18 protein-coding genes and 1 pseudogene are annotated in these 20,895 nt (G+C 61.5%); 4 read left to right on the plus strand and 15 right to left on the minus strand.

The window, feature by feature from the left end:
- Positions 1–31: 31 nt before the first annotated feature.
- From AACU78_RS19695 to AACU78_RS19745, 11 genes are all read right to left on the minus strand, one after another.
- Positions 32–676, minus strand: a complete 645-nt coding sequence (locus tag AACU78_RS19695) for a methionine ABC transporter permease (RefSeq protein WP_056858169.1) — start codon at positions 674–676, stop codon at positions 32–34.
- Positions 666–1,781, minus strand: coding sequence for a methionine ABC transporter ATP-binding protein (locus AACU78_RS19700; RefSeq protein ID WP_106577388.1), 1,116 nt, complete (start codon positions 1,779–1,781; stop codon positions 666–668). Before AACU78_RS19700 ends, AACU78_RS19695 begins: the two co-directional genes overlap by 11 nt.
- The gene (locus AACU78_RS19705; protein ID WP_106577389.1) at positions 1,778–2,593 is read right to left on the minus strand and encodes a MetQ/NlpA family ABC transporter substrate-binding protein; all 816 of its coding nucleotides are present in this window, start codon (positions 2,591–2,593) and stop codon (positions 1,778–1,780) included. Before AACU78_RS19705 ends, AACU78_RS19700 begins: the two co-directional genes overlap by 4 nt.
- 142 nt (positions 2,594–2,735) lie before the next feature.
- Positions 2,736–4,088, minus strand: a complete 1,353-nt coding sequence (locus AACU78_RS19710) for an LLM class flavin-dependent oxidoreductase (RefSeq protein WP_106577390.1) — start codon at positions 4,086–4,088, stop codon at positions 2,736–2,738.
- Entirely contained in the window at positions 4,088–5,281 is a 1,194-nt protein-coding gene (locus AACU78_RS19715; RefSeq protein ID WP_106577391.1) for an SfnB family sulfur acquisition oxidoreductase, read from the minus strand. Before AACU78_RS19715 ends, AACU78_RS19710 begins: the two co-directional genes overlap by 1 nt.
- 24 nt (positions 5,282–5,305) lie before the next feature.
- Positions 5,306–6,547, minus strand: a complete 1,242-nt coding sequence (locus AACU78_RS19720; protein WP_106577392.1) for an SfnB family sulfur acquisition oxidoreductase — start codon at positions 6,545–6,547, stop codon at positions 5,306–5,308.
- A gap of 187 nt (positions 6,548–6,734) precedes the next feature.
- Entirely contained in the window at positions 6,735–7,520 is a 786-nt protein-coding gene (locus tag AACU78_RS19725; protein ID WP_106577393.1) for a hypothetical protein, read from the minus strand.
- Between the two features lie 381 nt (positions 7,521–7,901).
- Positions 7,902–8,648: an L-cystine ABC transporter ATP-binding protein TcyN gene (gene tcyN, locus AACU78_RS19730; RefSeq protein WP_106577394.1), complete on the minus strand. Its 747-nt coding sequence runs from the start codon at positions 8,646–8,648 to the stop codon at positions 7,902–7,904.
- A gap of 3 nt (positions 8,649–8,651) precedes the next feature.
- The gene (gene tcyL, locus AACU78_RS19735; protein WP_106577395.1) at positions 8,652–9,317 is read right to left on the minus strand and encodes a cystine ABC transporter permease; all 666 of its coding nucleotides are present in this window, start codon (positions 9,315–9,317) and stop codon (positions 8,652–8,654) included.
- Positions 9,317–10,111, minus strand: coding sequence for a cystine ABC transporter substrate-binding protein (gene tcyJ / locus AACU78_RS19740; protein WP_106577396.1), 795 nt, complete (start codon positions 10,109–10,111; stop codon positions 9,317–9,319). Before tcyJ ends, tcyL begins: the two co-directional genes overlap by 1 nt.
- A 281-nt stretch (positions 10,112–10,392) precedes the next feature.
- A complete protein-coding gene (locus AACU78_RS19745) occupies positions 10,393–11,388 on the minus strand; it encodes a D-cysteine desulfhydrase (RefSeq protein WP_106577397.1) in 996 nt (331 codons plus the stop codon).
- Positions 11,389–11,554: 166 nt separating this feature from the next.
- Here AACU78_RS19745 and epsC point away from each other — a divergent pair, with 166 nt between their 5' ends.
- The 4 genes from epsC to mgrA all read left to right on the plus strand — a co-directional run bounded on the left by epsC (position 11,555) and on the right by mgrA (position 17,593).
- Positions 11,555–12,481, plus strand: coding sequence for a serine O-acetyltransferase EpsC (gene epsC, locus AACU78_RS19750; RefSeq protein WP_106577398.1), 927 nt, complete (start codon positions 11,555–11,557; stop codon positions 12,479–12,481).
- 416 nt (positions 12,482–12,897) lie between these two features.
- A complete protein-coding gene (betT, locus tag AACU78_RS19755; protein ID WP_164487965.1) occupies positions 12,898–14,859 on the plus strand; it encodes a choline transporter BetT in 1,962 nt (653 codons plus the stop codon).
- Between the two features lie 237 nt (positions 14,860–15,096).
- Positions 15,097–16,446, plus strand: a complete 1,350-nt coding sequence (locus AACU78_RS19760; RefSeq protein WP_106577400.1) for an OprD family outer membrane porin — start codon at positions 15,097–15,099, stop codon at positions 16,444–16,446.
- Positions 16,447–16,555: 109 nt separating this feature from the next.
- On the plus strand, positions 16,556–17,593 hold the full coding sequence (gene mgrA, locus AACU78_RS19765) for an L-glyceraldehyde 3-phosphate reductase (protein WP_106577401.1): 1,038 nt from the start codon (positions 16,556–16,558) through the stop codon (positions 17,591–17,593).
- 520 nt (positions 17,594–18,113) lie between these two features.
- On the opposite strand, the pseudogene AACU78_RS19775 reads toward mgrA, so the two are convergent.
- The 4 genes and pseudogenes from AACU78_RS19775 to tauB all read right to left on the minus strand — a co-directional run.
- Positions 18,114–18,203, minus strand: a pseudogene (locus AACU78_RS19775) (hypothetical protein); the annotation flags it as partial.
- 216 nt (positions 18,204–18,419) lie between these two features.
- Positions 18,420–19,256 carry a taurine dioxygenase gene (gene tauD, locus AACU78_RS19780; protein ID WP_106577402.1) on the minus strand — a complete coding sequence of 279 codons (837 nt, stop codon included), beginning with the start codon at positions 19,254–19,256 and terminating at the stop codon, positions 18,420–18,422.
- A gap of 11 nt (positions 19,257–19,267) precedes the next feature.
- Positions 19,268–20,104, minus strand: coding sequence for a taurine ABC transporter permease TauC (gene tauC, locus AACU78_RS19785; protein WP_106577403.1), 837 nt, complete (start codon positions 20,102–20,104; stop codon positions 19,268–19,270).
- Positions 20,101–20,880: a taurine ABC transporter ATP-binding subunit gene (gene tauB, locus AACU78_RS19790; protein ID WP_064450187.1), complete on the minus strand. Its 780-nt coding sequence runs from the start codon at positions 20,878–20,880 to the stop codon at positions 20,101–20,103. The genes tauC and tauB overlap by 4 nt, the downstream gene beginning before the upstream one ends.
- Positions 20,881–20,895 lie beyond the last annotated feature (15 nt).

A 20,895-nucleotide genomic window follows, 5' to 3' on the forward strand; every position in this document is an offset into this window, starting at 1 on the left:
ATACCGGGCGCTGAGATCGCCCGACTATACCTCACCGCTTGTTCAGCACCCGAGCCAGGCGATCGCCGCCCAACTGAATCACCGCGACGAGAACCACCAGCAACACAATCACGGTGAGCATGATCTGCGTATCGAAACGCTGATAGCCGTAGCGGTAGGCAATGTCACCCAAGCCGCCTGCGCCGATGGCGCCCGCCATGGCTGACGAGTTGATCATGGTCACCAGCGTGATCGTGAACCCGCCCACAATCCCCGGCAGCGCTTCCGGCAACAGCACGTGCCAGATGATGTGCCAGCGGCGGCAGCCCATGGCCTGCGCGGCTTCGATCAAACCGTGGTCCACTTCGCGCAGGCTCACCTCGGCGATCCGCGCGAAAAACGGCGTGGCGGCGATGGTCAGCGGCACAACGGCCGCCCACACGCCGTAGGTGGTGCCGACGATCAGCCGGGTGAACGGGATCAGCGCCACCATCAGGATCAGAAACGGAATGGAGCGGAACAGATTGACGAACGCGCCGAGCACGCGGTTCAGCGCCGGTGCCTGGTAGATGCCGCCCTTGTCGCTGGTGACCAGAAACACCGCCAGCGGAATACCCACCAACAGCGCGATCAACGACGACACGCCAACCATCAACAGGGTGTCGATGGCGCCCTGCAATAAACGATCAAACCACATAGCCCAGCACCTCCACCTGTTGCGCCCAACGCCCGGCCAGGGTGCGCAGTGCTTGTGCGTTGTGTGGCGAGCCATTGACCGCCAGCAGTAATTGCCCCAAGGCGTGGCCCTGGATCCGTTCCACGCCGCCTTGCAGCAAGCGCACGCGTCCGCCAAGGGCGCCGAACAGCGCGGCCAGGTCGGGTTCGTCGGTGGCGCTGCCGGTGAACTGCAAACGCAGCACCAACGCGGCGTCGGCCGATGTCTGGGTGGGTTGCAGGCGGTTTTGCAGTTCTTCCGGCAGCCCGTGTTGCAGCGGCGCCAGCAGGGTTTTGCTGACCTCATGCTGCGGGTTGCCGAATACTTGCCACACCGGGCCTTGCTCCACGATTCGACCGTGCTCAAGCACCACCACGCGGTCGCAGATTTCGCGGATCACCGCCATCTCGTGGGTGATCAACACGATGGTCAGGCCCAGGCGTTTGTTGATGTCGCGCAGCAGGCCGAGAATCGACTGGGTGGTTTCCGGGTCGAGTGCCGAGGTGGCTTCGTCGCACAGCAGAATCTGTGGGTCGTGCACCAGCGAACAGGCAATGCCGACGCGCTGTTTCTGCCCGCCGGACAGCTGCGCGGGATAAGCCTTGTGCTTGTCCTGCAAACCCACCAGTTCAAGCAGCTCACGCACCTTTTGCTCGCGCTGCAGCTTGGGCACGCCGGCGACCTTCAGCGGCAGCTCGACGTTCTGCCACACCGTTTTGGCCGACATCAGGTTGAAGTGCTGGAAGATCATGCCGATGCGCCGACGCAACGCGACCAGACGGTCTTCGTCGTACTCGCCGATGTCCACCTGATCGATCAGCACGCGCCCGCTGCTGGGTTGCTCCAGGCGGTTGATGGTGCGGATCAGCGAGGATTTGCCGGCGCCGCTGCGGCCGATGATGCCGAACACCTCACCGCGCTGGATCGCAAGGTCAATGCCTTGCAAGGCATGCACGCTGGCGTCATAGGTTTTGCCCAGGTTGATGAACCGCACATGGGCACGGTTCAGGTCCGGGTGCAGCGCTGTCTGCTTGGCGTCCCTGGGCGCGGTGCCCACGTCGCGCAGTTGGGCGTTGGCGGCGGTCATTTTTTATCTTCCCAACCGACTTGGTAGAGCTTGCCGAGGGATTTATCCAGCGCGGCGCGTACCACCGGCGAATGCTGGTAGATGTCGACGAACTTGATCACGCGCGGGTCGGTTTTGCTTTTGGGCTGGATCACAAACTGGATCACGTATTCCGGGTGATCGAGGCCGTCGAACAGCAACGCCGACTCGGCATCGAAGGTCTTGGACAGGCGGATGTAGGCCGGGTAGCCCTGCACCAGATCGGCGTCGTCATAGGCGCGCACCAGCTGCACGGCTTCCACTTGCAGGATCTTGATCTTCTTCGGGTTGGCGATGATGTCTTCTTCGGTGGCCTTGTAACCCACACCCGGCTTGAGCGTGATCAAACCGGCCTTGGCCAGCAGTTGCAGGCCGCGACCGCTGTTGATCGGGTCGTTGGCGATCGCCACGCTGGCGCCCTGAGGCAGGTCGTTGAAGCTTTTGTACTTCTTGGAATACAGGCCAACGTTATTGATGATGCCCGGCGCATACGGCACCAGGTCGAACCCGGCGGCAGCCTTGGCGTTTTCCAGGAACGGGATGTGCTGGAAGTAGTTCACGTCGATGTCGCCGGCGGCGAGGCTGACGTTGGGCGCGATCCAGTCGGTGAACTCCACCAGTTCGACCTTCAAGCCTTGCTTGTCGGCTTCGGCGACGGCAGCTTCCAAGGGAATCGCGAAGGCGGCGGTGGTGCCGACTTTCAGCGGTGCGTCAGCGGCGAAAACGCTGGCGCTGAATAAGCCGAAGGCCAGGGCCAGTGCTTTGACTGGGTGGGAGAGCCGTGTTTTTTTCATAATCGATTTCCAGTCATAAGGTGTTTATAAGAACAATGTGGTCACCTGTGGGAGCTGGCTTGCCTGCGATAGCGGTCTGTCAGCCACATATGGTTTGCTGGCTCACCGCCATCGCAGGCAAGCCAGCTCCCACAGTTTTGGTTCAGTGTCGGTAAGTGGAGCCGGTGTGTTGTTCGGGTAGGCGAGCGCCGCCCTGGAAGACTTTTTCGCGCAAGGTGCCGGTTTCATAAGCGGTCTTGTACGACCCACGCTTCTGCAGTTCCGGCACCACCAGGTCGATGAAATCGACATAGCTTTCCGGCGTGACAATGCGCGTCAGGTTGAAGCCATCCAGCCCGGTTTCGCTGATCCACGATTCCAGCTCGTCAGCCACTTGTTCGGGCGAGCCGACCAAGGTGATGTAGCGCCCGCCGAGGGCGTGCTGCTCAAGCAATTTGCGCCGCGTCCAATCGTTGTTTTGCAGGTTCTTGGTGGCCGACTGAATCGCGTTGCTCTTCACGTACTGGATCGGCTCATCGATTTCGTATTGAGCAAAGTCGATCGCCGTGGAGGCCGAGAAGTGCGCCACTCCGGCTTCCGGGCTGGCATAGCTCACGTACTCGGCGTGCTTGGCCCAGGCCAGCTCTTCGGTGGCGCCCACGATCACGTTGAGGCCCATGAACACCTTGATGTCATCCGGGTTGCGCCCCGCCTGCGCCGCACTGGCGCGCACCTTGTCCACCTGGACTTTGGTGGCGGCCTTGTTCTGCCCGCTGATGAATACGCATTCGGCATGGCGCCCGGCGAACAGCAAGCCACGCTCCGAGCTGCCGGCCTGGAACAGCACCGGCGTGCGTTGCGGCGACGGCTCGCAAAGGTGGTAACCCTCGACCTGATAGAACTCGCCGTGGTGCTCAACCTTGTGCACCTTGCCGGGCTGCGCATAGACCCGTTGCTGTGGGTCGTTGATGACCGCGTCGTCTTCCCAGCTGCCTTCCCAGAGTTTGTACAGCACTTGCAGGTATTCATCGGCCTGGTCGTAGCGCCGGTCATGCTCGACCTGTTCGGTCAGGCCCATGGCCTTGGCGGCGCTGTCGAGGTAGCCGGTGACGATGTTCCAGCCGACTCGGCCACGGCTCAGGTGGTCGAGGGTGGACATGCGTCGGGCGAACAGATACGGCGGCTCGTAGGTGAGGTTGGCGGTGAGGCCGAAGCCAAGGTTTTGGGTGACGGCTGCCATGGCCGAGACCAGCAGCAACGGGTCGTTGACCGGCAGCTGGATCGACTCCTTGAGCGGCACGTCGATGGCGTTCTGGTAAACGTCGTACACGCCGACGATGTCGGCGATGAACAAGCCGTCGAACAGCCCGCGCTCCAGGGTCTGCGCCAGGTCGGTCCAGTATTGGAGGGTCTTGTACTGCGTCGAGGTGTCCCGTGGATGCGTCCACAGGCCATGGTTGATGTGCCCGATGCAATTCATGTTGAAGGCATTGAGCAGGATTTTTTTCTTCGCCATTAAATGGTCCCCCGCAGTGGCGGGTTTTCATCGTTGAGGTAGTAATTGCCCACAGCAAAGTACTTCCAGCGCACCGGGTCGTGCAGGGTGTGTACGCGGGCGTTGCGCCAGTGGCGGTCAAGGCCATGTTCGGCCAGGGTCGCCTGGCTGCCGGCCAGTTCGAACAAGGTGCTGCCGGCGGCCAGGGAAATTTCAGTGCTCAAGGCGCGCACTTCGGCGACGGCGATGGAGGCTGCCGCGACGGTTTCGGCAGTGCTGTCGGCCTGGGCGCGGTCGAGGAACTCACCGGAGCGTTCCAGCAATGCCTCGGCGGCGTGCAGGCGGATGCTCAGGTGGCCGAAGCTTTTCAAGGTGAGCGGGTCTTCAGTGGCCTTGTCGTTGCCGGAGTCGATCCACGGCCGGGTCTTGGTGCGCACAAAATGCAGCGCATCCTCGAAGGCGGCGCGGGCGATGCCGGTGTCGATGGCAGCGTGAAGGATCTGCGCCAGCGGGCCGACCGTGGTCGGGCGCTCGAAAGCGCTCTGGAACGGGACCACGTCCTGGGCGGCGACCCACACGTTGTCAAACACCACGGAGCCGCTGCCGGTGGTGCGCTGGCCGAAGCCGCTCCAGTCGTCGATGACCGTCAGGCCTTCGCTGTCGCGCGGCACAAATGCCAGTTGCTGCACGCCGTGTTCATCCACCACCGAGGTGGGGATGCGTTGGGCGTAGATGGCGCCGGTGGAGTAGAACTTGCGGCCGGTGATACGAAAACCGTCGCCGTCGCGGGTGATTTTGGTCACCCGGTCATGGGCAGTTTTGGTACCCAGCTCCGCCAAGGCGTTGCCGAAACGTTGGCCTGCGAGCACTTCGGCGTACAGGCGTTTCTGCTGGGCCGGGCTGCCATTCACGCGCAGCACTTCCAGGGCATAGAAATGGTTTTGCGGGATCTGGCCCAGCGAGGCGTCCGCCTGGGCAATCAGCGCAATGACTTTGGCCAGGGTGACGTTGGACACACCCGCGCCACCGTGTTCCTTCGGCACGCTGATGCCCCACAGGCCGGAGCGCGAAAACACGTCCAGCTCGGGCAGGGGCAGGCGGCGTTCACGGTCGCGCTGAGCGCTGTCGCGACCCAAGTCTTCGGCCAGGTCGCTGGCGACAATAAGGGCTTGTTCGTCGCTGGTGATAACCGCGACGTTTGTAGAGAAAGTCATGATGTTCTCCAGATGTCTGGTCGGTCAGATCCAGGAATGACGAGCCGGCAACGTGCCGTTCAGGCGATAGGCGCCGATGGCGTGATACTTCCAGCGCACCGGGTCGTGCAGGGTGTGCACGCGGGCGTTGCGCCAATGGCGGTCGAGGTTGAATTCGGCGAGGGTGGCGCGACTGCCGGCCAGTTCGAAGAGCTTTTCGCTGACCAGCAGCGACACTTCGGTGGTCAGCACTTTCGCTTCGGCCACGGCAATTGACGCGCGCGCGGCGGATTGCGCGGTGATCGGTGCAGCGCTGACCTCGTCCAGCACCTTGCCGGCCTTGCGCAACAGGGCTTGGGCGGCATGCAGTTCGATGTTCAGCTTGCCGATATCGGCGATCACATACAGGTCATCGCTGGCGCGTTCGACCTTGGCGTCGATCCATGGGCGCGAGCGTTCACGCACGAAGGCGATGGTGTCATCGAGGGCGCCGCGGGCGATGCCGGCGTCGATGGCCGCCTGGATCAATTGCGAGATGGCGCCCTGGATGTTCGGGCTTTCGCCGATGCGCCAGTTCTCTATCACCAGTTCGGCGTCCACCGGTACCCGGTCAAGCAGCACGGTGCCGCTGGCGGTGGTGCGCTGGCCGAAGCCCGACCAATCGTCAACGATGCGCAGCCCTTGCGTGCCACGGCGCACAAAGGCCATGACTTGTTTGCCGTCATCGTTCAACGCCTTCACCGCCACCCAATGGGCAAACAGCGCGCCGGTGGAGTAGAACTTCTGGCCGCTGACCACGTAGCCGTCGCCTTCGGCGGTGAGCCGCGCTTTGAGTTCCAGGGTGTTTTTGGTGCCGCGTTCCGGGCCGCCATTACCGATGCGCCAGCCGTCGAGGACGCTCTGGAACAGCTGCTTTTTCTGGCGTTCGGTGGCAGTGCCCTGCAGCAGATACAGGATGCCGAAGTGGTTTTGCGGGATCTGCCCGAGGGCCGGGTCCGCCGCGCTGATGATCGCGAACACCTCGGCCAGGGTCACGAACGATACCTGTGGGCCGCCGTATTCACGGGGAATGGAAATACTGCCCAGCCCGCTGCGGGTGAACTGCTCAAGCTGCGCCCAGGGCAGCTTGCGCTGCTGGTCGCGCTTGGCCGCTTGCATGCGCGCGGCCTGAGCCAGTTCGTGTGCTGCGCTCAACGCTTGTGCGTCGTCGCGCAGCACAGCTGCCGGCAACAGCAGTGGGGCTACGTCCAGATCACTCTGGGGGGGTGTTAGAGCCAAGTTAGACATCAGCGCCGCTCCTTGGCTGCACGTAATGCCCTGGCGTTATGCACCGGGGTAATTCTGACCATACCGACCTCGCATTCAATGAAATAAAAACAGAAAAATCAGAGATGTCCGGTGGTCCGGTGCATATACCCTAAGCGTGTTAAATCTTTAAATAAACTAACTTCTAGGAATATGCATAGAAGGTCTGTTACCCAGGTTCGCAGGGAGAACCGGGCTGACGTGGTTGATAGGTCGACGCGGCCCCGGCCGGGCGGGCTGGCGCCTGCGAGGAGCAGGCGGCGATGTTCAACGTGCGCGCGGGTGCCCAGCGCGAATTATTGCCAACGCGATCCAGAATGCAGTACGTCACGTCCAGCCGGCAGTCGTCGCCCGCTTCGACAATCACCGCAGAGGGCACCCACACCTGCACTGTCAGACCGACGTCCTTGCGCTGGATCGTCGGCAGGTCCAGACGCACGTCGCCCCAACGCAGGGTAATGGCGTCGCCAGTGGTCATATGCGCGTACGGCTCGATGCTCAGCGGAATGCCGCGTCGCACCTGGGCACCGTTGATGCCGTAGCGGCGGATCATGTCGGGCAGGCTGACGGGCGCAAGGTTCTGGTTTTCGTCACTGAACCGAGGCGACGGCTGGCCGCCGGGTGGGCAGGTCTTGACCCGCACGTGCGTGACTGCCGAACGGGCCGGGCCGTGGCCGATCTGCATGACCTGGTAGTGAATCTGCGCCGAGCCATCCTGCACAAAGCTGTGCGGGATGCGCAGGCGGGTGGGGGTGCCGATTTTGCACGCGCTCACGCGCCGGGAGTCGGCAAAGCAGTTGTTCCAGAACAGCTCGATCAGGTCGCCTTCCTCCATGCCGGGGTAGGGGGCGATATCCACCTGCAGTTGGGCGGCGGCGAGGGCGTTGATACCGTATCGATTAGCCTGGGGCAGCGTCGGGGCGGTGAGCATGGCCGAGGGTGCAGTGCGCGTCATAAGTAATCTCCTTGATGCAGCCAGCAGCAATCGTTCCGGTGCCCGTGGCGCGAGTGTGCGCAGGGTGCCGAAAGGAACGATTCAGTGAATAGCCGGGATAGGATCCAATCCTCTGCGCCCTAGATAAGAGGGTTGGCCGGCGGGCGTCAATGGCGGCAAAGGGCTAAACGGCGGGTTGGAGCAGATTCAGAAAGAGCTGACGAGGCGGGGGATTTTAAGGTGGGTGCGGCGGTGCGTTTTATTCGTTATCGCGAGGATTTTATGTAGGAACGCGCTTAGGTGGGAGCTGGCTTGCCTGCGATAGCATTGCTGCGGTGTGACTGACACACCGAGGTGCCTGCATCGCAGGCAAGCCAGCTCCCACCTAGGTTTTGCGGGGTGTTAGTGGGCCAGAAACTTGCTCAGGAACTGCTTGGTCCGTTCTTCCTTGGGGTTGGCAAACAGCGCCTTGGCTTCGCCCTGTTCGACGATCACGCCCTTGTCGAAGAAGATCACCCGGTTGGCCACATCCCGGGCGAAGCTCATTTCGTGGGTGACGATGACCATGGTGCGGTTTTCTTCGGCCAGGCTGCGGATGGTTGCCAATACTTCACCGACCAACTCCGGGTCGAGTGCCGAGGTGGGTTCGTCAAACAGAATCACCTCCGGCTCCATGGCCAATGCACGGGCAATTGCCACGCGCTGTTGCTGGCCACCGGACAAGCGCCGCGGGTAAGCCCCTTCCTTGCCCGCCAGGCCGACCCTGGCCAGCAGCGTACGGCCCAGTTCGGTGGCTGCTTCGCGCGGCATCTTCTTGACCACCATCGGGCCTTCGATGACGTTTTCCAGCGCGGTGCGGTGCGGGAACAGGTTGAAGTTCTGGAACACAAAACCCACGTGCTGGCGCAGGCGCCGCACCAGGCCTTGTTGCTGGTTGAGCGGCTTGCTGCTGTCGATCTCGATGTCACCCACCTTGATACGACCACTGGTGGGTTCTTCGAGGAAATTCAGGCAGCGCAGGAAGGTGGTCTTGCCGGAACCACTGGGGCCAATGATGGCGACAACTTCGCCTTCCTTGACCTCAAGGTCGATCCCGTTGAGTACCACCTGACCCTTGAATTGTTTGGTCAGTTTTTCAACCACGATCATGCTTCAAGACTCCAGGTCATGCCGGTTGACCCGGTCTTCCAGGCGGTTCTGAAAATGCGCCAGGATGCTTGCCAAAATCCAGTAGATCAGGGCAGCGGAGAGATACATGGTGAAGATTTCGAAGGTGCGCGCGGACACCAATTGGGCCTGGCGGAACAGCTCGGGCACCTGGATGGTAGCGGCCAGCGCCGTGTCTTTTACCAGCGAAATAAAGCTGTTGCCCAACGGCGGCAAGGCCGTGCGCATGGCCTGCGGCAGGATGGCCCGGCGCAGGGTCTGCGCGCGGGTCATGCCGATACTGGCTGCAGCTTCCCATTGGCCGCGCTCGATGGAGCTGATGGCGGCGCGCAGGATTTCACAGGCGTAAGCCGCCATGTTCAGCGAAAAGCCAATCATGGCGGCCGGGATCGGGTCCAGCTCGATGCCCACTTGCGGTAAGCCGTAGTAGATCAGGAACAGCTGCACCAGCAAGGGCGTGCCGCGAAAGAACGACACGTAGACGCGGGCGATCCAACTGACCAGTTTGAAGCGCGACAAACGCATCAAGGCCAGGCCGAAGCCCAGCAGCAAGCCGAAAAACATCCCGCCAAGGCTAAGAATCACCGTGTAGTACGCGCCCTTGAGCAGAAAGGGCGCGGAGTCCAGCGCGAGTTGGAAACCTGCTTCCATTATTGAGTGACGTCAGCGTTGAAGTATTTCTCGGACAGCTTCTTCAAGGTGCCGTCGGCACGCAGTTTGTCGAGGGCCTTGTTCACGGCGTCGAGCAGTTCAGGCTCGCCTTTGCGCAGGGCAATGCCGGCTTCCTGACGGGAGAAAGCATCGCCAGCGGCAGCAGTGTCCGGGGCTTTCTTGGCGTATTCCAGGGCGGCCAGACGGTCGATCAGGATGGCGTCGATGCGGCCGATGCGCAGGTCCTGGAACTTGGTAGGGTCATCGTTGTAGGTCTTGATGATGGCTTTGGGTTGGTTGTCCTTGAGCCATTGTTCGTAGTTGGTGCCCAGGCCTACGCCGACTTTCTTGCCGGCCAGGTCGTCGGCGGTCTTGATGGCGTCAACGTTTTTCTTCAGCACCAGCGCCTGGATACCGGAAACGGTGTAGGGCTTGGAGAAGTCGTACTTCTTCTTGCGCTCCTCGGAGATGGTCACCTGGTTGACCACTGCGTCCAGGCGCTTGGATTCCAGGGCCGCGAGGATGCCGTCCCACGGTGTGGCTTGCAGCTTGACCTTGACGCCCAGCTCTTTGGCCAGCGCTTCGGACAGCTCGACTTCGAAACCGCTGAGCTTGCCGCTTTCATCGACGAAGCTGAACGGCGGGTAGGTGCCTTCCAGGCCGATCTTGATCTCGCCGGCCTTCTTGATGGTGTCCAGCTGTTCACCAGCGATGGCTTGGCCCATCAGACCAGCCCCAAGTGCCAAGCCCAATGTGCCAACCAGCAACGTGCGACGCAGTACAGAAATAGTCATGAACAGCCCCTGTGTTTTTTATGTTGAGCGAAGCAGGTGACGCAGTAGTCGTATCCTGCCTTAAAGCGCGAAGCGCGTCTTCGCCTTCGGCGCGACTATAAAGCCAGTTTCTAAGACTTGAAAATAATATAAATTAAATTTGTTATTCGTTAATGGAATATGCAATCAATCTAGTGTGAGAGCCGGCTTGCTCGCGAATGGGGTGTATCAGCCGCCGAATGGATGGGCTGACACTTCGTATTCGCGAGCAAGACCGCTCACACCTTCTGATCTGCGTTTATTCAATTAAACGCGGTGTCATACGCAAACAACGCTGGCGCTCCGCCGGTGTGCAGGAAAATAATCGGCCCGTCCTCAAACCGCTGCCGCCCAATACCATCGAGCAGGCCGGCCATGGCCTTGCCCGTATACACCGGGTCCAGCAGCAGGCCTTCCTGGCTTGCCAGTAACTTGACCGCTGCCAGGGTGCCGGCGTTCGGTTCGCCGTAGCGCGGGCCGAAATATTCGTCCCACAGGATCACTTTGAACGCGTCGGGAACGCCCACGCCTAGCAACTCGGCGGTGCGTTCGGCCAGGCCTTGCACTTTCGGGAACTGAGCTTGCTCGGTGCGCGACACGGTGATGCCCACCACGGGCAATGTTGGCAGTACTTCGCTCAACGCCAGGGCGAGGCCACTGTGGGTGCCCGCACTGCCGGAGGCGAGTACCACGGCAGCGAACTCAATGCCGCTGGCTTCGATCTGCCCGGCTAACTCCAGCCCGGCGCGTACGTAACCCAGCGCCCCGAGTGCATTCGAGCCGCCGATAGGCACCAGGTACGGCTTCTTGCCGTTGCTGCGCAGGCGATCGGCGAGGGCATTGAGTTGGTCGTCAACGTTGTCGAGGTTCTCGACCCGTTCTACTTTGGCGTCAAACAGCTCCAGCAACAGGCGATTGCCGTTGCCCAGGTAGTTCGGGTCTTCGGTGCCGGTCGGGTTTTCCAGCAGTGCCACGCAACCCAGGCCCAACTTGGCGGCCAGCGCAGCAGTTTGGCGCACATGGTTGGACTGGATCGCGCCAGCGGTCACCAGGGTGTCGGCACCCTGGGCGAGGGCGTCGGCTGCCAGGTATTCGAGTTTGCGCAGCTTGTTGCCGCCCATGGCCAGTGGCGTGGTGTCGTCGCGCTTGACGTAGATGTCCCTGCCCAGCCAGGCCGACAGCCGCTCAAGTTTTTCCAGGGCAGTGGCACCGCCCAGCAGGTCCAGGCGGTTAAAACGGTCGAGCTGTTGTTTGATCATGGCGACGCACAGTGGCTAAGTGATTGGGCGACTATAGGCAGGCACTTTTCATCGGGCAACCGCCAATCGCTTATGTCGGTTAGTTCTTAGCATCACATCATTGGTTCTTAAGGGCCGTCAGGGTGCATACCGTAAAGTGATGGGCAATTCGTCAGGAGTGAATACCGTGAGTGAGCGTTCCAGCCATTGGCAATTGCAGACCATCGTCAGCCAGCTGCGCAGCGCCCGGGATCAGTGGCGAACGCGCAATGGCCGCTTGAGTGGCGAGCACGGCGGCCGCGAATTGCCGTCGCGCGAAGCCGTGGCGCAGATTCTTGAGTCGCTGTGCGGCGCGTTGTTTCCGATGCGCCTGGGGCCGGTGGACTTGCGTGAAGAGAGTGAAGACTTTTACGTCGGCCACACCCTCGACGTCGCCTTGAATGCCCTGCTCGGCCAGGCGCGCCTGGAGCTGCGCTACGCCGCACGCCAGGGCGGCCAGGACGACAGCGAGGTCGATGCCCTGGCGATCCGCCTGATCCAGGATTTTGCCCTTGCCCTGCCTTCACTGCGCAGCCTGCTGGACACCGACGTGCTGGCCGCCTACCACGGCGACCCGGCCGCGCGCAGTGTGGATGAAGTGCTGTTGTGCTATCCAGGGATTCTGGCGGTGATTCACCATCGCCTGGCGCACCATCTGTACCGCGCCGGGCTGCCGCTGCTGGCGCGGATCAGCGCGGAGATCGCGCACTCGGCCACGGGTATCGACATTCACCCGGGCGCGCAGATCGGCCCGAGTTTCTTTATCGATCATGGGACGGGCGTGGTGATCGGCGAAACCGCGATCATCGGCGAGCGGGTGCGCATCTACCAAGCGGTGACGCTGGGCGCCAAGCGCTTCCCGGCAGATGAAGACGGGCAGCTGCAAAAGGGTCATCCACGCCATCCGATCGTTGAGGATGATGTGGTGATTTACGCCGGGGCGACGATTCTGGGGCGGATCACCATCGGCAAGGGCTCGACGATTGGCGGCAACGTGTGGCTGACCCGCAGTGTGCCGGCGGGGGCGAATATCACGCAGGCGAATTTGCAGCATGAGGATGGAGCGCAGAAATAGTTTTTGAGCCACGCGCTGATCGAAGGTGGGAGCTGGCTTGCCTGCGATAGCGGTGTATCAGGCGACAGACTTGTTGCTGACCCACCTCCATCGCAGGCAAGCCAGCTCCCACATTGGATCGCATTGCAAATCCGAGAAGGTTTCTCCCCGAAATCGCTGAACGATTTACCTCGCGCACCCGTCATACCAATCCCTGAGCTAGTGTAGGAATGACCTACCACTCAGCCCTGCGATTAGTCCCAAACCGCCTATTCATGTTTAACTTGAATGTTCGTTCAAGTTAAACCGGTGGTTCGCTGCCCGCTCACAACAGGAGGCTTACCTTTGCTGAGTCCGTTATTTACAGCCACATCCGACACCCTCGGGGTGCATCGTTCATGAGTGCATCGTCCACCCCATCCAGCGGCATGGTGCGCATGAATGCGCCCGTTTTCTACTTTGCCGCCAGTTTCATCCTGCTATTCGGCATCACGGTCATCGCTATCCCGCAACAGGCCGGTGCCTGGCTGCTGGCTGCGCAAAACTGGGCGGCCAACACGGTCGGCTGGTACTACATGCTCGCGATGACGCTGTATCTGGTCTTCGTGGTGGTCACCGCGTTATCGGGCTACGGCAAGATAAAACTCGGTGCCGACCACGACGAGCCCGAATTCAGCTACCTGTCCTGGGCCGGCATGCTGTTCGCCGCCGGGATCAGCATCACGCTGTTCTTCTTCTGCGTGTCCGAGCCGCTGACGCACCTGGTGCAGCCGCCCCAAGGCGCGCCGATGAACGCCGATGCCGCGCGCCAGGCCATGCAGATCCTGTTTCTGCACTGGGGCCTGCACGGCTGGGGCGTCTTCGCGTTTGTTGGCATGGCCCTGGCGTATTTCGCCTACCGGCATAACCTGCCGCTGGCGCTGCGCTCGGCGCTGTACCCGCTGATCGGCAAGCGCATCAACGGCCCCATCGGCTACGCAGTGGATGGCTTTGGCATCATCGCTACCGTGTTTGGCCTGGGCGCCGACATGGGCTTTGGCGTGTTGCACCTCAATTCCGGGCTGGATTACCTGTTCGGCATTGCCCACACCCAATGGATTCAGGTTGGCCTGATCACGCTGATGATGGGCGCCGCGATCCTCGTCGCCGTCTCCGGTGTCGACAAGGGCGTGCGGGTGATGTCCGACATCAACATGCTGCTGGCCTGCGCGCTGCTGCTGTTTGTGTTGTTCGCCGGGCCCACCCAGCACTTGCTCAACACCCTGATCCAGAACATCGGCGACTACCTCGGCGCCTTGCCGACCAAGAGTTTCGATGTGTACGCCTACGACAAACCCAGCGACTGGCTGGGCGGTTGGACGGTGTTCTACTGGGCCTGGTGGATTGCATGGTCGCCGTTCGTGGGCCTGTTCATCGCGCGTATTTCCCGTGGCCGTACCATCCGCGAGTTCGTGTTCGGCGTGCTGCTGATCCCGCTGGGCTTTACCCTGGCGTGGATGTCGATCTTCGGCAACAGCGCCATCGACCAAGTGCTCAACCACGGCTTGACCGCCCTCGGCCAGTCGGCCATCGATGACCCGTCGATGAGCCTTTACTTGCTGCTGGAAACCTACCCATGGAGCAAGACGGTCATCGCGGTCACGGTGTTCATCAGCTTCGTGTTCTTCGTCACCTCGGCCGACTCTGGCACCGTGGTGCTGTCGACCTTGTCGTCCAAAGGCGGTAACGCCGATGAAGACGGGCCTAAATGGCTGCGCGTGTTCTGGGGCGCAATGACTGCGTTGGTCACCAGTGCCTTGCTGTTTGCCGGCAGCATCGATTCGCTGAAATCGGCGGTGGTGCTGACCTCGTTGCCGTTCTCGCTGATCCTGCTGTTGATGATGTGGGGGCTGCACAAGGCGTTCTACCTCGAATCGCAAAAGCAGATTGCCCAGTTGCATTCGCTGGCGCCGGTATCGGGCTCACGCAAGGGCACCGGCGGTTGGCGCCAGCGCTTGAGCCAGGCGGTGCATTTCCCATCGCGCGATGAGGTGTACCGGTTCCTTGAGACCACGGTGCGCCCGGCGATCGAAGAAGTGACGGCGGTGTTTGTCGAGAAAGGCCTCAGCGTCGTCACCCAGCCCGACCCGTCCAACGACAGCGTCAGCCTGGAAATCGGCCACGGTGAAGAGCACCCGTTCGTGTATCAAGTGCAGATGCGTGGCTATTTCACGCCGTCGTTTGCGCGCGGCGGCATGGGCTCCAAGCAGCTCAATAACCGTCGCTATTACCGCGCGGAAGTGCACCTGAGCGAGGGCAGCCAGGACTACGATTTGGTGGGCTACACCAAGGAGCAGATCATCAACGACATCCTCGACCAGTACGAGCGTCACCTGCAGTTCCTGCACTTGGTGCGCTAGTCCCCTGTGCTTGCCCGCGATCACATCAGCTCGGTGTTGAGATACACCGAGCTGGCTGCATCGTGGGCAAGCCCGCTCCCACGAAAACGCCCGCAAAGCCCCGTCCTACGGGGCTCTCTTAAATTTAATTTCATTCGTTCAAGCCCCGGTTTGACGCGTAACTGTCATCTGGCCACTGCGTAATTGTGTGAAGCGTTTGACGCTTTCATTTCAGAACAGTGACGGAGACCGGTAACAATGAAGACGTTAATAAGCCCCGTGGTGGGTGTCGCCATGGCGAGCTTTATGCTGTCCGCCCACGCCGATTTTATCGACGACAGCCACGCCGATGTGACCTTGCTCAACCGCTACCTCAACCAGCAAGGGCGTGATGTGGTGAACAGCAACGCCAAGGCCCACAGCATTCGTGATTGGGGTCAGGGTTTCGAGTTCAACTTCAAGTCGGGCTACACCGATGGGCCAGTTGGTTTTGGCCTCGATCTGCAGGCCTTCTATGGCTTGAAACTGGACTCCGGTGGTGACCTCAATGACAAGGACCACCAAGGGCGCTACCCCGGCAGCATGTTCCCGTTGGACAACGGCAAATCCGCCGACCAGTTTGGTGTACTGAGCCCCACATTCAAGATGCGCTTTGCCAAGGATGAGCTGCGCGTGGGCACGCTGTACGGCAACAACCCGGTGCTGGCCAACACCGACGGGCGCCTGTACCAGCAGACCAACACCGGTGTGCAGCTGGTGTCCAAGGACCTTACCGATTTCACCTTCACCGGCGGCGATATCTTCAAGACCAAGATCCGCAACGAAACCGGCGACCAAGGCATGATCACCGCCGGTGGCACCAAAGAGAGTGACCGCTTCCTGTTCGGCGGTGCGGACTACACCGGCATTCAGAACACCACCGTCAGCCTGTGGTATTCCAACCTTGAGGATTATTACCAGCAGTTCTTCCTCGGCGCCAAACGGCATGATGCGTTGTCTGTGGGCGCCATCGACACCGACGTGCGCGTGTTCCGCAGCCTGGGTGTGGGCGCCAACGCCGATGGCGACAAAAACTTCGCCGGGGCCGGCCTCTACGGTGACGGCACCAGCAAAGGCCGCATCAATCAGACCACCGCCAGCTTGCTGGAGAGCTACAGCCTGGACGGCCATACGGTGGGCCTCGGTATCCAGAAAAACAGCGGTGACAGCGACTTCCCGTACCTGGATTCGGGCTTGAACAGTGGTGACGCACGCCAAGGCCCAGGTTCAGGTGCGGACACGCCGGCGCTGACCAACATGCAGCTGAACAAATTCCAGCACGCCGGCGAGCGTACCTGGCTGGCGCAATACAAATATGACTTCGGCAAGCTGGGCCTCACCGGCCTGACATTCTCGGCCGCGTATGCCCACGGCGATGACATCCGCACTGCGCAGGGCGACACCAGCGAATGGGAACGCAACATCGCGGTGGCCTACCAGGTACCCACCGGCACTCTCAAGGGCCTGGGCGTGACCTGGAAAAATGCCCACGCCAGCCCGGACATTACCGGCGCCACCGTGCAAGATGAAAACCGCTTCTATGTGAGCTACGTCGTTCCACTTTGGTAGGAAATTGCTGTAAAAGAGACGGGCATAGTTAAGCGATTCAGCGGCTTAAAAGGCCTGGGAATAACCTTATTCCCAGGCCTTATTTGCCCCTAAGCCCAGAGAGGATTCGATGACGTACATTGCTGCCGAAAACCGCTATGAATCTATCCCTTATCGCCGCGTAGGCCGCAGTGGATTGGTGCTGCCCGCACTGTCCCTGGGGCTGTGGCACAACTTTGGCGACAGCACCCCGATCGACACCCAGCGCGCGTTGCTGCGCACCGCGTTCGACCTGGGGATCAACCACTTCGACCTGGCCAACAACTACGGCCCGCCCTATGGCAGCGCCGAGATCAACTTCGGCCGTTTGCTGCGCGAAGACTTCAAGCACTATCGCGACGAACTGATCATCTCCAGCAAGGCCGGCTGGGACATGTGGCCCGGCCCTTACGGTCAGGGCGGCGGTTCGCGCAAATACGTATTGGCGAGCCTGGACCAGAGCCTGCAACGCCTGGGCGTCGACTACGTGGATATTTTCTACTCCCACCGTTTTGATGCCGACACCCCACTGGAAGAAACCGCCAGCGCCCTCGCCACCGCCGTGCAACAGGGCAAGGCGTTGTACATCGGTATCTCGTCTTATTCCGGCGTGAAAACCCGCGAGATGGCTGCGCTGCTCCAGGAATGGAAAGTGCCGCTGCTGATCCACCAACCGGCCTACAACCTGCTCAACCGCTGGGTGGAAAAAGACCTGCTGGACACCACCGAAGAACTCGGTACCGGCGTGATTGCCTTCACGCCGCTGGCCCAGGGTTTGCTCACCGACAAGTACCTCAATGGCGTGCCGGCGGATGCGCGGGTTAATCGCCCAGGGGGTGGTTCGCTGCAGGCCAAGCACTTGTCCGAAACCAACATCGCCCACGTGCGTGCGCTGAACGAAATTGCCAAGCGTCGTGGCCAGAGCCTGGCGCAACTGGCGCTGGCCTGGACCCTGCGTGACCCACGGGTGACCAGTGCGCTGATCGGTGCAAGCCGGCCGGAGCAGATTATTGAAAACGTCGGGGCGCTGCAGAACTTGAGTTTCAGTGCTGAGGAACTGGCGGAAATCGATCGGTTTGCCCAGGAAGGCGGGATCAACCTGTGGGAAAAACCATCGACCGCTGAATAACCTGATAGCACCGGGTCAATGTGGGAGGGGGCTTGCCCCCGATGGCGGTGTCAGTCGCGTAACCCGTTGACTGACCCAGAGCTATCGGGGGCAAGCCCCCTCCCACATTTTATGTGCAGTGTGGCGACTAGAACGGCACGTCCCCAAGAGTCGTCGCGCGGTGCATCAGTCGCCGCTGTGGCCGTAATGATCGACCGCTGAATAACCTGATAGCACCGGGTCAGTGTGGGAGGGGGCTTGCCCCCGATGGCGGTGGCAGTCACTTGACCCGTTGACTGACCCAGAGCTATCGGTGGCAAGCCCCCTCCCACATTTTATGTGCAGTGTGGCGACTAGAACGGCACATCCCCAAGAGTCATCGCGCGGTGCATCACTCGCCGTTGTGGCCGGTAGTCATCGACCGCTGAATAACTTGATAGCACCGGGTCAATGTGGGAGGGGGCTTGCCCCCGATGGCGGTGGCAGTCACGTGACCCGTTGACTGACCCAAAGCTATCGGGGGCAAGCCCCCTCCCACATTTTATGTGCAGTGTGGCGAGAACGGCACATCCCCTAGAATCGTCGCGCGGTGCATCACTCGCCGCTGCGGCCGGTAGTGATCGACCGCTGAATAACCTGATAGCACCGGGTCAATGTGGAAGGGGGCTTGCCCCCGATGGCGGTGGCAGTCACGTGACCCGTTGACTGACCCAGAGCTATCGGGGGCAAGCCCCCTCCCACATTTTTGCTCTTCAGCGTGGCAAATGTATTCGCTACGACTCGATCACTGTGGGAGCCGGGCTTGCCCGCGATGGCGGTGGGTCAGTCGATGAAGGTTGTGTCTGGCTTAAAAGGGCACGTCGCCCAGAATTGTCGCGCGGTGCATCACTCGCCGTTGTGGCCGGTAGTCATCGACCGCGTAATGCTGGGTCACGCGGTTGTCCCAGAAGGCCACGTCGTTCTCCTGCCAGCGCCAGCGGATGGTGAACTCCGGCCGTGTCGCATGAGCAAACAACAGCTTGAGAATGGCTTCGCTTTCAGCCGGCTCCAGCTCATTGATCTTGGTGGTAAACCCATCGCTGACAAACAGCGACTTGCGCCCACTCACCGGGTGCGTGCGCACTACCGGGTGCGACAGCGGCGGGTTTTTCTTGCGGGTTTCTTCCCAGCGCGCCAGGTCTTCGGCGGTGTTGCCAAAGCGCTCCAGCGGGAAGGATTTGGTGAAGTCATGAGTCGCCGTCAGGCCATCGAGCAGGCGCTTGAATGGCTCAGACAGCGCCTCATACGCCGCAATGCCACTGGCCCACAACGTGTCGCCACCAAACGCCGGCAGCAGCTTGGCGCTGAGCACCGCGCCGAGGGCCGGAGTGGGCAGGAAGGTCACGTCGGTGTGCCACACGGCGTTGTCACGCACGTCGGTCACGGCGGTATCCAGGATCAGCACTTCGGGCTGCTCCGGCACGTTGGGGTAAATTGGGTGGATGTGCAGGTCGCCAAAATTTGCCGCGAACCGCGCCTGTTGCTGCGGGGTAACGGCTTGGCCACGGAAAAACAGCACCGAGTGGGTGAGCAACGCCTGCTCAATGGCGTCGCGCTGTTCCAGGTTCAGCGGCTGGGTGATATCGACGCCACTGATCTGGGCGCCCAGGGCGGTGCTTAAAGGCGTAACGGTCAGGCTGCTCATGCTCTTCTCACTCAATGTGCCTGGCCATGCCAGGGCACCCATTTACGCTGCAGGGCACGCAGGCCCATTTCCATGGCGAAAGCAATCAGGGCGATCACCAGAATCCCCAGCACCACCACATCGGTGACCAGGAACTGCGCCGCCGACTGCACCATAAAACCCAGGCCGCTGGTGGCGGCGATCAACTCGGCCGCAACCAAGGTCGACCAGCCTACGCCCAGGCCGATGCGCACACCGGTGAGGATGTCGGGCAGGGCGCTGGGCAGGATCACGTGGCGAATCAATTGGGCACGGGTGGCGCCCAACGATTGCGCAGCCCGCAGCTTGGCCGGGTCGACGGTGCGCACGCCGGTGGCAGTGGCGATGGCGATAGGCGCGAAGATCGCGAGATAAATCAGCAGCACTTTGGACAGCTCGCCGATGCCGCACCAGATCACAATCAGTGGCAGATAGGCCAGCGGTGGAATCGGCCGGTAGAACTCAATCAGCGGGTCGAGAATGCCGCGCGCGATACGGTTGGCACCGATGGCAATGCCCACCGGCACGGCGGTCAGCACCGCAAAACCCAGGCCCAGGCCGATGCGCTGCAGGCTCGCGCCCAAGTGCTGCCACAGGGTGGAATCCATGTAGCCAGTGGTCGCCAGTAGCCAGCCTTTTTGCAGCACGGCGGACGGTGGCGGCAGGAACAGCGGTTCGATCAAACCGGTGGCAGTCACCGCCCACCAGAGTGCCAACAAGGCAACCAAAGTGAGCACGCTGATCCAGCGTGTGCTCAGGCTGCGACGCACTGGAATAACGGCGTGAGCCACCGGCTTGGCGGCGGTGGCGGGGAGTTCGTAACTGCTCATGCGGACACCTGCCGTTGCGAGAACACTTTGCCCAGCACGTGCTCGCGGGTTTCGATAAAGCGCGGGTCGGACTTGATCGCGCGCGCCGATTCACCGGCGGCGTAGCGCTGGCCGAAGTCCAGGTGCAGGCGCTCGACGATCTGGCCCGGGTTAGGCGCCAACAGGATCAAATCGGTGGCGAGGAACACCGCCTCTTCGATGTCATGGGTGATCAGGAACACCGGCTTGGCCGTGCGCCGCCAGACTTGCAGCAGCAACTCCTGCATCTGTTCGCGGGTGAAGGCATCGAGGGCGCCAAAGGGTTCGTCCATCAGCAGCACACGCGGGTCGGCCGCCAGCGCGCGGGCCAGGCCCACGCGCTGTTTCTGGCCGCCGGAGAGTTGCCAGATACGACGACTGTCGAAGCCGGCGAGGTCGACCAGCGCGAGCATTTCCCGGGCGCGTACTTCGCGTTGTGCCTTGGGCACGCCAGCCAGTTCGAGGCCGAAGCCGACGTTGGCCAGCACGTCCTGCCAGGGCAGCAGGGCGTCGTCCTGGAACACTACGCCGCGCTCGGCGCTGGGGCCTTTGACCGGCACGCCATCGAGGGTGATGCGCCCGGCAGAGGGTTCGACGAAACCGGCAATCAGGTTCAACAGCGAGGTCTTGCCACTGCCGGACGGGCCGAGGGCTACCAGCAATTGCTGGGGCCCAAGGTCGAGTGAAATATCAGACAGTACCGGTTCTGTGGCGCCTGGGTACTGTGCGCTGATGCGCTCCAGTTGTAGCAAGGCCATCGCAATGAACTCCTT

The organism is Pseudomonas sp. R9.37 (assembly GCF_963878885.1).
In the GTDB taxonomy this organism is placed as follows: domain Bacteria; phylum Pseudomonadota; class Gammaproteobacteria; order Pseudomonadales; family Pseudomonadaceae; genus Aquipseudomonas.

Excerpts from the sequence above, each read along its gene's own strand:
- AACU78_RS19695 (WP_056858169.1), bottom strand. The coding sequence starts at position 676 with ATGTGGTTTGATCGTTTATTGCAGGGCGCCATCGACACCCTGTTGATG.
- AACU78_RS19700 (WP_106577388.1), bottom strand. The coding sequence starts at position 1,781 with ATGACCGCCGCCAACGCCCAACTGCGCGACGTGGGCACCGCGCCCAGG.
- AACU78_RS19705 (WP_106577389.1), bottom strand. The coding sequence starts at position 2,593 with ATGAAAAAAACACGGCTCTCCCACCCAGTCAAAGCACTGGCCCTGGCC.
- AACU78_RS19710 (WP_106577390.1), bottom strand. The coding sequence starts at position 4,088 with ATGGCGAAGAAAAAAATCCTGCTCAATGCCTTCAACATGAATTGCATC.
- AACU78_RS19715 (WP_106577391.1), bottom strand. The coding sequence starts at position 5,281 with ATGACTTTCTCTACAAACGTCGCGGTTATCACCAGCGACGAACAAGCC.
- AACU78_RS19720 (WP_106577392.1), bottom strand. The coding sequence starts at position 6,547 with ATGTCTAACTTGGCTCTAACACCCCCCCAGAGTGATCTGGACGTAGCC.
- AACU78_RS19725 (WP_106577393.1), bottom strand. The coding sequence starts at position 7,520 with ATGACGCGCACTGCACCCTCGGCCATGCTCACCGCCCCGACGCTGCCC.
- tcyN (WP_106577394.1), bottom strand. The coding sequence starts at position 8,648 with ATGATCGTGGTTGAAAAACTGACCAAACAATTCAAGGGTCAGGTGGTA.
- tcyL (WP_106577395.1), bottom strand. The coding sequence starts at position 9,317 with ATGGAAGCAGGTTTCCAACTCGCGCTGGACTCCGCGCCCTTTCTGCTC.
- tcyJ (WP_106577396.1), bottom strand. The coding sequence starts at position 10,111 with ATGACTATTTCTGTACTGCGTCGCACGTTGCTGGTTGGCACATTGGGC.
- AACU78_RS19745 (WP_106577397.1), bottom strand. The coding sequence starts at position 11,388 with ATGATCAAACAACAGCTCGACCGTTTTAACCGCCTGGACCTGCTGGGC.
- betT (WP_164487965.1), top strand. The coding sequence starts at position 12,898 with ATGAATGCGCCCGTTTTCTACTTTGCCGCCAGTTTCATCCTGCTATTC.
- AACU78_RS19760 (WP_106577400.1), top strand. The coding sequence starts at position 15,097 with ATGAAGACGTTAATAAGCCCCGTGGTGGGTGTCGCCATGGCGAGCTTT.
- mgrA (WP_106577401.1), top strand. The coding sequence starts at position 16,556 with ATGACGTACATTGCTGCCGAAAACCGCTATGAATCTATCCCTTATCGC.
- tauD (WP_106577402.1), bottom strand. The coding sequence starts at position 19,256 with ATGAGCAGCCTGACCGTTACGCCTTTAAGCACCGCCCTGGGCGCCCAG.
- tauC (WP_106577403.1), bottom strand. The coding sequence starts at position 20,104 with ATGAGCAGTTACGAACTCCCCGCCACCGCCGCCAAGCCGGTGGCTCAC.
- tauB (WP_064450187.1), bottom strand. The coding sequence starts at position 20,880 with ATGGCCTTGCTACAACTGGAGCGCATCAGCGCACAGTACCCAGGCGCC.